9 protein-coding genes and 1 pseudogene are annotated in these 10,730 nt (G+C 52.2%); 1 reads left to right on the forward strand and 9 read right to left on the reverse strand.

Annotated elements, in window-relative coordinates:
- The 9 genes from QVP67_RS06595 to QVP67_RS06635 form a co-directional block, all read right to left on the reverse strand.
- Positions 1 to 545, reverse strand: a 545-nt coding sequence (locus tag QVP67_RS06595) for an FtsW/RodA/SpoVE family cell cycle protein (RefSeq protein WP_288179977.1), incomplete at its 3' end; no start/stop codon positions are given.
- 287 nt (positions 546 to 832) lie between these two features.
- Positions 833 to 2,239 (reverse strand): UDP-N-acetylmuramoyl-L-alanine--D-glutamate ligase, encoded by a 1,407-nt coding sequence (gene murD / locus QVP67_RS06600; RefSeq protein ID WP_022162781.1) that lies wholly within the window; start codon positions 2,237 to 2,239, stop codon positions 833 to 835.
- Positions 2,240 to 2,330: 91 nt separating this feature from the next.
- Positions 2,331 to 3,599 carry a phospho-N-acetylmuramoyl-pentapeptide-transferase gene (gene mraY / locus QVP67_RS06605; RefSeq protein ID WP_022162782.1) on the reverse strand — a complete coding sequence of 423 codons (1,269 nt, stop codon included), beginning with the start codon at positions 3,597 to 3,599 and terminating at the stop codon, positions 2,331 to 2,333.
- A 112-nt stretch (positions 3,600 to 3,711) separates the two neighbouring features.
- Positions 3,712 to 5,166, reverse strand: coding sequence for a UDP-N-acetylmuramoyl-L-alanyl-D-glutamate--2,6-diaminopimelate ligase (locus QVP67_RS06610; protein ID WP_022162783.1), 1,455 nt, complete (start codon positions 5,164 to 5,166; stop codon positions 3,712 to 3,714).
- Positions 5,167 to 5,301: 135 nt separating this feature from the next.
- Positions 5,302 to 7,446 carry a penicillin-binding protein gene (locus tag QVP67_RS06615; protein WP_071148404.1) on the reverse strand — a complete coding sequence of 715 codons (2,145 nt, stop codon included), beginning with the start codon at positions 7,444 to 7,446 and terminating at the stop codon, positions 5,302 to 5,304.
- A 59-nt stretch (positions 7,447 to 7,505) separates the two neighbouring features.
- Positions 7,506 to 7,868 (reverse strand): FtsL-like putative cell division protein, encoded by a 363-nt coding sequence (locus QVP67_RS06620; protein WP_022162785.1) that lies wholly within the window; start codon positions 7,866 to 7,868, stop codon positions 7,506 to 7,508.
- Between the two features lie 12 nt (positions 7,869 to 7,880).
- Positions 7,881 to 8,813 (reverse strand): 16S rRNA (cytosine(1402)-N(4))-methyltransferase RsmH, encoded by a 933-nt coding sequence (gene rsmH, locus QVP67_RS06625; RefSeq protein WP_022162786.1) that lies wholly within the window; start codon positions 8,811 to 8,813, stop codon positions 7,881 to 7,883.
- A 34-nt stretch (positions 8,814 to 8,847) separates the two neighbouring features.
- Positions 8,848 to 9,348, reverse strand: a complete 501-nt coding sequence (mraZ, locus tag QVP67_RS06630) for a division/cell wall cluster transcriptional repressor MraZ (protein WP_288179978.1) — start codon at positions 9,346 to 9,348, stop codon at positions 8,848 to 8,850.
- A gap of 417 nt (positions 9,349 to 9,765) precedes the next feature.
- Positions 9,766 to 10,269 carry an RNA polymerase sigma factor gene (locus QVP67_RS06635; protein WP_022162788.1) on the reverse strand — a complete coding sequence of 168 codons (504 nt, stop codon included), beginning with the start codon at positions 10,267 to 10,269 and terminating at the stop codon, positions 9,766 to 9,768.
- A gap of 232 nt (positions 10,270 to 10,501) precedes the next feature.
- On the opposite strand from QVP67_RS06635, the pseudogene QVP67_RS06640 reads away from it, so the two are divergent.
- Positions 10,502 to 10,730: pseudogene (locus QVP67_RS06640) on the forward strand (glycerol acyltransferase); the annotation flags it as partial.

A 10,730-nucleotide genomic window follows, 5' to 3' on the forward strand; every position in this document is an offset into this window, starting at 1 on the left:
ATGAACATCATCAGATAGACGGTGCCGAAGAGCAGCATCCCCGTGGAGTAGTTCTCGGGCAGGATGAGGCCGCACACGATGCACGTGATAATCATGATTCGCTTGAAGGCCTTCGGGCTGGCTCCGTTTTCGTCCTGACCCTTCGACAGGATGAAAGCGGTGACGATGACCACGGCCATCTTGGCTATCTCCGAAGGCTGGAACTGGATGCCCATGAACGTCATCCAGCGGGCGGCACCGTTGACGCGGTCGCCCGTGACGAAACCCATCAGCATGACGAAGGCCAGCAACCCGATGGAGAGCGGCAGCAGAAATACGGGGAATACCTGGAACCACTTGTAGGGAATGTTGTGAACCAGTACCACGATGACTGCTCCCACCATCAGCAGGATGCTGTGCTGCGTGATGGGTGCCCAGTGGTCGCCGCTTTTGTAGGTCAGCGTGCTGGCGGCACTGAACACTTCGATGATGGAGATGAGACAAAGACAGAGGAAGATCATCCAGATGACCTTGTCTCCTTTGAATATGCTTTTTAGTAAATCCACGTTAGTCGATAATTGAGTTATATGGTTTCTAAAGTTTCGTTGTTGCTCCGGGTGGCTTTTGAGGCCTCTCAGAAGGCGTCTGGCAGGGGTGCTGAGCCGTGCAAGTGTGGCTCGCGAGCCGTGCAAGTGTCTCTCAAGTGTTACTCGCGAGCCGTGCAAGTGTCTCTCGCGAGCCGTACAAGTGTCTCTCACGAGCCGTGCAAGTGTCCTGCAAACGCATGTCCGGCAGTCCTTCCGGAGGATGCCGGCGGGCACCCTTCAGCCGGTGTGGGACGCATGTTCGGGGATTACAGTTCGCGGACGTACTTCTTGAACTGGTCGCCGCGGTCTTCGTAGCTCTTGAAGAGGTCGAACGAGGCGCAGCAGGGGCTCAGCAGTACGGTTTCACCTTTCTTGGCCAGGCGGAAGGCGGCTTCGACGGCATCTTTCATGCCCGTCTGCACGTCGGCTACGGGCAGACCCAGACGGTCGAAGAAGGCGTGCAGCTTCTCGTTGTGCAGTCCTAAATAGACTAATGCCGAACACTTCTCGCGTACTAAGTCTTCGATTTCGGTATAGTCGTTGCCCTTGTCCTTGCCGCCCAGGATGAGGACGGTCTTCGTGGTCATGCTCTGCAGGGCATACCAGCAGGAGTTGACGTTGGTGGCCTTCGAGTCGTTGATGAAGTGTACGCCGCGCACGTCGCAGACTTTTTCGAGCCGGTGCTCCACGCCCTTGAAGTCGGACAATGCCTTGCGGATGTATTCCTTCTTGATGCCCGCCAGATTGGCCGAGATACCGGCTGCCAGCGAGTTGTACAGGTTGTGCGTGCCGCGCAGCGCCAGTTCTTCCTGCTCCATGTTGAAGGCGATGGGAGCGTTTATCTCTACTTCGCCGTCTTCCACGTAGGCGATGGCTCCTTCTTCCTTGACGGCCGAGAAGGGGTACAGATGTGCTTTCAGTCCGTGCTTGGCCAGTTCGCGCTTGATGATGGGGTCGTCGTTCCAGAAGACGAAGGCATCGTCGGGCGTCTGGTTCTGCGTGATGCGGAATTTGGCATCGACGTAATTCTGCATGCAGTGGTCGTAGCGGTCCAGATGGTCGGGGGTGATGTTCATCAGCACGGCGATGTTGGCGCGGAACTTGTACATGTTGTCCAGCTGGAAGCTGCTCAGCTCAATGACGTAATAGTCGTGCTGCTCGGTGGCTACCTGCAGGGCCAGGCTGTTTCCGATGTTTCCGGCCAGACCGACGTTCAGTCCTGCGCTCTTGAAGATGTGATAGATGAGCGAGGTGGTCGTGGTCTTACCGTTCGAACCGGTGATACAAATCATTTTGGCATCGGTATAACGTCCGGCAAATTCTATTTCGGAGATGACGGGGATGCCTTTTTCCTTCAGTTTCAGAATCAGGGGGGCGTCGTTGGGGATGCCGGGGCTTTTCACCACTTCGTCTGCGTTCAGAATCAGCTCCTCCGTGTGGTGTCCTTCTTCCCAGGCAATGTCGTACTTGTTCAGCAGCTCCTTGTATTTGTCTTTGATCGCGGACATGTCGGAAACAAACGTATCCAGTCCCTTCACTTTGGCCAGTACGGCAGCACCTGCGCCGCTTTCGCCGGCTCCTAAAACTACAATCCGAGTTCTCTTTTCCTTTTCCTCCCCGGCAGGGAGGGCGGTAGAGTTACTTCTGTCTGTACAATTACTTTCCTGTTTCATATCTTGTTCTTCTAATGTTCAGTTTTTGTTTTTTCTGTCTCTCAGTCACCTTCTCCCCTCCCTTTGGGGGAGGGGTTGGGGGAGAGGCCTTTTATCTTATCTTCAGTGTAATGATGGTGATGGCTGCCAGCACGATGGTTACAATCCAGAAGCGGACGGTGATCTTCGATTCATGGAACAGCTTTTCGGGGCTCTTGAAGACTACGCTGCATCCCGGTTCTACCAGACTCATGCTGGTGCGGAAGTGGTCGTGGATGGGCGTACGCTTGAAGAGGCGTTGTTTCACTCCCTTCCGTTTGCCCATTTTGTAGTAGACGCGCTGCAGAATGACGGAAAGATTCTCGACCAGGAACACGCCGCACAGAATCGGGATAAGCAGTTCCTTGTGGATGATGATGGCAAACACGGCGATGATGCCGCCGATGGTCAGACTGCCGGTATCGCCCATGAAGACCTGTGCCGGATAGGCGTTGTACCACAGGAAGCCTATCAGCGCACCGATAAAGGCGCAGATGAAGATAACCAGTTCTTCCGAGCCCGGTATGTACATGATGTTCAGGTAGCCGGCGTACTCAATGTGGCTCGATACGTAAGCCAATATGCCCAGCGTCACGCCGATAATGGCCGAGTTTCCGGCTGCCATGCCGTCCATGCCGTCGTTCAGGTTGGCACCGTTGCTCACAGCCGTCACAACGAAGATGGTGACCAGCACGAACAGCACCCATCCCGCCGTCTGCGCATGTTTGCCCATGAAGCCCATCAGGTCGGCATAGTCTAAGTTGTTGCTCTTGAAGAAGGGAATGGTGGTCTGCGTCGCCTTTATCTCTTTGGCGGCATGCACCACTTCTACCTGTCCGTCGGGCTGGGGGATTTCAATGTTCTCGCGTATCACCACTTGCGGGCTCAGGTACAGTGTCAGTCCCACGATGAGGCCCAGACCTACCTGACCGATGATCTTGAACTTGCCGTGCAGGCCTTCCTTGTCTTTCTTGAAAATCTTGATGTAGTCGTCGGCAAATCCGAGCGAACCCAGCCATACGGTCGTAATCAGCATCAGCACCATGTAGATGTTCTCCAGTCTGCCCAGCAGCAGGCAGGGGATAAGTATGGCAAAGATGATGATGACGCCTCCCATGCTCGGCACACCCACTTTGTTCACGCCAAAGGGGTCGATGCTGGCATCGCGCTGTGTTTCGGTGATTTGTTTCCGCTTCAGCAGGTCGATGAACTTGTCACCCCAGATACTCGAAATGAGCAGGGCCAGAATGACAGCCATCAGCGAGCGGAACGACGTGTAGCCGAACATACCCGCGCCGGGGAAGTCGTATTTGTCCAGCCATTGGAATAAATAATACAGCATATCAGTCTTTTAGTTTATCAGTTTCTACATTTACCAAAGTTTCCCATTGTTCGTTTTTCGAAGCTGGCCTCCGTTTCCTTTCTCCTTCGGAGAGGGGCAGGAGGGAGATGCTTTACTCGCCGTTCATGATTCGGGTTACTTCCTCCTTATCGTCGAAGTGATGCTTTACGCCCTTCACTTCCTGATAGTTTTCGTGTCCCTTGCCGGCGATGAGGATGACGTCGCCCGGTTGTGCCAGCATGCAGGCCGTCTTGATGGCGTCGCGGCGGTCGACGATGCTGATGGTTTTCTGCATGTCGTCCTTGTCGAGTCCGGCCAGCATGTCGTTGATGATGTCCTGCGGTTCTTCGAAGCGGGGATTGTCGCTGGTGATGATAACACGGTCGCTCAGTCGGGCCGATTCCTTGGCCATGATGGGCCGTTTGCCTTTATCGCGGTTGCCGCCGGCACCTACTACGGTGATTACTTTTCCTTTGCCTTCCAGTACGCCGTGGATGGCGTTCAGCACGTTGACCAGTGCATCAGGCGTGTGGGCATAGTCCACGATGGCGGTGAAACCTTTGGGCGAGCGTACCGCGTCGAAGCGTCCGGCCACCGGATGCAGGGTGCTCAGGGCCACCAGTACGTCTTCTTCCTTCTTGCCCAGCAATACGGCAGCGCCGAATACGGCCAGCAGGTTGGAGGCATTGAAGCGTCCGATGAAGTGAACGGCTACTTCGTGGTTATTGAAGTCGAGCAGCATGCCTTCGAAGTGTGACTCCAGTACGCGGCCTTTGAAGTCGCTCAGGCTGCGCAACGAATAGGTGTACACCTGCGAGCGCGTGTTCTGTGTCATCACCAGGCCGTTCTTGTCGTCCAAGTTGGTCAGGCTGAATGCGCCTTTGGGCATGTCGTCGAAGAATTTCTTTTTGGCTTTGAGGTAGTTCTCCACTGTCTTGTGGTAATCCAGATGGTCGCGCGTCAGGTTCGTGAAGATTCCTCCGGCAAAGCGCAATCCACTGATGCGTTTCTGTGCAATGGAGTGCGAGCTTACCTCCATGAAGGCATACTTGCAGCCGCTGTCGGCCATCTCGCCCAGCAGACGGTTCAGTGTGATGGGGTCGGGGGTTGTATGTTCGGTGGGCACGGCACGGTCGTCGATGTAGTTGCACACGGTCGATATCAGTCCCACCTTATAACCGAAGTAACGGAAGGTGTGATATAATAAGGTAGCGATGGTGGTCTTTCCGTTGGTACCGGTTACGCCTACCAGCTCCAGTTTCGAGGTCGGGTCGCCGTAGAACAGGGTGGCAACCTTGCCGACAGCTTCTTCGCTGTCTTTCACCTGTATGTAAGTGATGTCTTCCTTGCGTTCATCGGGCAGGTCTTCGCACAGGATGGCGACGGCTCCCTTCTCGATGGCGGCCGGAATATAGGCATGCCCGTCGGTCTGTGTGCCGTGCATGGCCATGAACAGGTGTCCGTCGGCTATCTGTCTTGAATCGATGTTTACTCCGTTTATTTCCGTCTCCGTACTTCCGATAATCTGTATCGGTTGTATCGTCTTAAGCAATTCGTTCAGTTTCATGTCTTTTGTTCTGATAACGGATAACGGGTTGTTTCCCGTTAGCTTGTTTATTCTATACCTTATTATATATATTGTCTTTTCTCTTTGTTGTTTCGGTTCTCCAGGCAGTTAGCTTTGCCTGAAGTTCCGGAATGCTTAGTTGTGCATGGTCAGCAGGATGGTCTGACCTTTCACGACACGACTTCCGCCTGCAATGGACTGCCGCTTCACTCGTCCCACTCCGCTGATTCTTACCTTCAGCCCCTGTTTCTCCAGCAAGTAGACCGCATCCTTGGCTCCCATTCCGATGACGCTGGGCACGGTATTGTCTGCTATCTCCTGGCTTTGCAGGATAACGGCGCTGGGAGCTGCCTGAGTGTGTCCCCATACGTCGGTGCCTTTCTTTCCGTCGGTTACCTCGCCCTGAACGGGTACATTCAGGCTGTTCAGTACGTACGAGGCTTCACGCAAGTCGCCGGCTTTGACCGGGGGAATCACGTTTGTGGTACTGTCTATTGCGTTGCTCAGGTCGAAGCGCAGGTTCTTGGCATATACCCTTTCGGCTATCTTGCTGAAAACACTGCCCGCCATCAAACCTCCCGAGGCCGGTAGTCCGGACTTCTGTATGGCGACGATGCAGCTATACTTCGGTGCTTCCGAGGGGAAGTATCCGCAGAAACTTACCAGATAGTTGGTGCGTCCGGTCTTGTATCCGGCTGCGCCTTGCGAAATCTGTGCGGTTCCTGTTTTCCCTGATACTGAGAACTGTTTGCTTCCTGCCGGTTTGGCCAGTCCTTCCGAAACGACTTTCCGCAGAATCTCACGAATTTGCGTGAGGGTATGGTCGGAGCAGATTTTCGGATTGATGACTTCGGTTGGGTACTCTTGGACAACTTCTCCGTCCTTTACGGCTGCCTTGACAAACTTGGGGCGTACCATTACGCCGTTATTGGCAATGGCATTGTAGAACGTCAGGGTATTGAGCGGTGGAAGCTGTGTCTCGTAACCGATGCTCATCCAAGGCAGGGTAGTCTTGGCAAAGTAGCGTTCTTTGGGACCTTTTATGTTTGGCTTTCCCTCGCCGGGTATCTGCAAATGCAGGGGCTGGTCGAGGCTCATACGCTTCAGCCCGTCCACATACTTCTGAGGGTCGTCCTTGTAGTACTTGTCTATCAGGTACGATACACCTACGTTGGACGATACTTCCAGTATGCGTGTGACGTTGATCTTTCCATATCCTCCGCGATGCCAGTTGTGGTCTTTCATTTTGCTGCCGTACATGTTCATAACACCATTGCCGGTATCTACTTCGGTGTCGGGCGTAATCTTTCCGTCTTCAAGGGCCACCATAATGGAGGCTGTCTTGAAGGTAGAGCCCGGTTCGAGCATGTCGCTGATGGCGTTGTTGCGCATTTCGTAGTAATTGCCGTCGCCGGCTTTCATCATGTTGACGATGGCTTTTACTTCGCCTGTCTGCACTTCCATCAGTACGGCTACACCTACACTGGCGTTGAGTTCCTTCAGTTTATCAACCAGTGCTTTCTCGCAAATATCCTGCATATCGACATCAATGGTCGAGATAATGTCGCATCCGTCTACCGGCGGCAGGTCGACGATGTTCAGGTACTTGTTCATCACTTTCTGGCGGTGTGTGATACCGTTGCGTCCTTTCAGCAGGGTATCGAAAGCCAGCTCGATTCCGTTCTTTGCTCCCTGAGCCGTGTCGGCGTAAAGGTCACCCAAAGTTCGGGCTGCCAGCGAACCGAAAGGTTTCTTGCGCTGGTTGAATATCTGTTCGTGGAAACCTCCCTTGTATTTGTTCATCTTGAATACAGGCAACCTTTTGGCTTCCTTGTACTGGATGTACGAAATACGGCGGCTTCGGCTGGGCAGGATGTTATAGTTGCGGCTTTTCATCTTGCGCCCTTTCTTCAGATGGGCTTTAAACGTGGCGACAGAGTACTCCGGGAATATTTTGTTCAGCCCGATGCAGATGGAATCGAGGTTGGCATTCCAGACAGAATCTTTGCGGTGCTGTTCTTTCTTTCTGCGCTTCTCGTCGCGTTCGCCCGTCATGAAGTCCATGAAAATCTTGTATTCGGGAAGCGAACTGGCCATCAGTTTGCCGTCGGCGGAGAGAATGTTTCCGCGGTTGGGCTTGATGGTGACGTTCTCTTTGACGAAGCGGTCGGCCACATCCTGCCAGTATTGCCTCTCGGCGAACATGATGATGGCGCCTTTGGCAATAATAAATACTCCTATCACACCCATGATGAGCATGACGAAGAAGTAACGGGTCATTATGTTTCGTTTATTGACAGCCAATGTTGTTTAGTTTTTATCGTTCAAATGGAATATGTTTATTTGTTCTTTATCAGGTATGGCGGATTGGTCGAAGTCTGCAGGTCGCTTTCTTTGGTGGCGATGTATTCTTCGATTTTCGACTGTCGGCTTCTTTCCAGCAACTCAGAACTGCGTGTCAATGCATCGTATTTGATGTCGATCAGTTCTTTCTTCAGCCGGTCAATCTCTATCAGCTGTTGTTGAGCGGCGTATCGGTTGTGGATATAGAAGATGACAAGCACCATGATGAGCACAATCAGCTTGCTCTGGCGGCGGAAGAAGTCAGCAGCCAGAATGTCGCCTCCGATGATGTTCTTCCAGGCAGTGCGTCTTCTTATCTTTTCGTTCTTCTTTTCTTCTGTATGTTCGTTGTTGCCCATAATTACTCCTTTCTATTTGTTATCGGCATTATCGGTCTTTTCTGCAATTCGCAGCTTGGCGCTTCTTGAGCGCGGGTTGCGTTCTATTTCGTCATCGTCGGGGACAATCACTTTGTTGTTGACCAGACGGAACGGAGTCTTCACGTTGCCGAAGAAGTCTTTCTCGGCTTTGCCTTCGACGTTGCCGGTCTTCATGATGTTTTTCACCATGCGGTCTTCCAGCGAGTGATAGGTGATGACTACGAGCCTTCCTCCGGGGCGCAGGGCTTCGGTAGCTGCGTAGAGCATCTCTTTCAGTGCTTCCATTTCCTGATTGACCTCGATGCGTAGTGCCTGAAAGACTTTAGCCAGTTCTTTCTTCTCGCGTTCCCGTCCGAAGAGAGGCTTGACAATGTCGAGAAACTCGCCGATGGTCGAGACAGCCTGTGTGCTGCGTGCCTTGACGAGGACTGATGCCAGCTTGCGGCTGTTCTTCAGTTCGCCATACAGGTAGAAGATGTTGGCCAGGCGTTCTTCGTCGTAGGTGTTGACAATGTCGGCGGCGGTCAGTCCGGCCCGTTTATTCATGCGCATATCCAAAGCCCCGTCGAAGCGGAAGGAAAAGCCCCGTTCGCTGTCGTCAAAGTGGTGGGAGGATACGCCCAAGTCGGCCAATATCGCATCCACTTGCTCAATGCCATGATAGCGCAGAAAGTTGTGCAGATAGCGGAAGTTGCTACGCACGAACGTGAAGTGCGGATTGTCCACAATGTTGCGCTCGGCGTCTTCGTCCTGGTCGAAACTCAGCAGACGGCCGCCCTCGCCCAGTCGCGAAAGTATTTCGCGCGAGTGTCCGCCTCCGCCGAATGTAACGTCGACATACGTTCCGTCGGGGCGTATGTTCATTCCGTCTACGCTGGGTTTCAGCAGTACCGGTATGTGATATGTCTGTTCTTCATTTGCCATTTCTTTTTCTCCTTTGCTTTGGGTTGGTGTGCTTTCAGGGCATTGGGTTCTGGTATTGGCTTTCGATTGCGTCTTCCGGCAGGCAGGCTTCGTCGCCCAGTACTTCCTGCAAGGCCTGGCTGAACTCTTCGGGCGACATGAAGGGCTGTTCGGCCCGTTCCTTCGCCCAGATTTCAATGGTGTTGTCCATGCCGATGAAGCGCACATCGCTTTGTATGCCTGCCATTTGCAGGTAGCGTTTAGGAATCAGGATGCGTCCGTTTCCGTCGGGCACTACGATTTCGGCATCGCTGACGAACTGGCGGAAGATGGCCTGTTGTCGTGCGTTCCACTTGTTCAGCCGCTGGCGGAGCTGGTTCTGGGTGCTGAACCACACGCTTTCGGGGTAGAGCACCAGGCAGTCCTGATAGACGTCTTTGCGCAACACGAGCCGTTCTTCGGAAGCGGCCTGAAGCTGCTTCCTGAAACCAGCAGGGATAAAGACTCTTCCTTTAACGTCTGCTTTAGCCTCGATGTTGCCTAAGAAACGTATCATATCTACCTTATTATAATAAGCGACTGTAAAAGTACACAATTCCCCACAATTCCCCACAATGTTTTAACCAAAATCTTTATAAGAAGTTTTCAACACCCTGTTGATGACTTATCCGTTTGAGAATGAAGAATATGCTGTATCCCTTTACTGGTGGGCAATCTGTGGGTTAGGGCATTGTGCGGATGGCTGTTGGGGAGTGGCGTAAAGTGGGGGAAAAAAGAAAGAAGAGCTTAAGTGGAGTATGTTCCGCTTAGCTCTTCTTGTCGACACAACTAAAATTTACGATGGTTATTTCATTTGCAGGCTGTGCCTGGCGTTGGCTGTTGCTAAATGTGTTGTTTGGCCAGTCGGCCCGCCCGGTTTGTTGCCATGGGCGAGCCGGCCAAACTTGAATATGTATGGAGAAAGATTGGGAAATCAGACAAAGTCCTTGAGGTCCTGCTGAAGCTTTTTGCGGGTGAAGAAGATACGGCTCTTCACTGTGCCAAGCGGCAGGTTCAGTTTTTCGGCTATCTCGCGGTACTTGAACCCTGCTACATGCATGGAGAAGGGGAGCTTGTACTCGCGTGGCAGCGTGTTGACGATGCGGTGCATTTCCTTCAGGTCGTAGGCGGCTTCGGTGCTTTCGAAGGCTGTGTCGCGCGGCAGGTTGAGGTGGTAGAGCTGGTCAGTCTGATCCACGAATGTCTGGTCGCGCACCACTTTGCGGTAGTTGTTGATGAAGATGTTCCGCATTATCGTATATATCCAACCCTTAAAATTAGTGTCGGGCATGTATTTGTCCTTATTGTCGAGTGCTTTGAGCGATGTCTCCTGCAGCAAGTCGTTTGCCTCCTCGCGGTCGGCAGTCAGTTTGTATGCAAAGCGCAAGAGCTCGTCTTGTATTCCTACTAAGTCGTTTTGAAATGCGATGCTGTTCATAAAATGTGCTTTGTTTTGGTTTTTACTTGTTCTTTCAGGTGATTTCTTGTGCAAGTTTACGAAACTTCTTTGGCTTGGGCCGACCGAAAACAGACATTATTAGGGGGAAAAACTATCAATTGATAGGTTTTATGTGAGTTTTGATAGATTTTGGGTGCAGTTTTCGGTTAAATGTTTGCAATTAATAAAAAAGATGAATTAATTTTGCGCACTCATTTCATTGTAAAGAAGAATGGCTGATGACTCTTTGTTTTTGATTGACATTGACAGAATTCTTCGGGAGAAAGCTCCGAAGCAGTCGAAGTATATACCTAAGTTTGTCGTCTCTTATCTGAAACACATTGTTCACCAGGATGAACTGAATGTCTTTTTGCGAGAGTCGAAAGACAAGGTTGGTGTGGATTTCCTGAAAGCCAGTCTCGACTTCCTTGATGCCACGATTGTGGTAGAAGGGAAAGAGA

It is taken from the genome of Bacteroides sp. CAG:633 (genome assembly GCF_000435115.1).
Classification (GTDB): Bacteria; Bacteroidota; Bacteroidia; order Bacteroidales; family Bacteroidaceae; genus Bacteroides; species Bacteroides ndongoniae.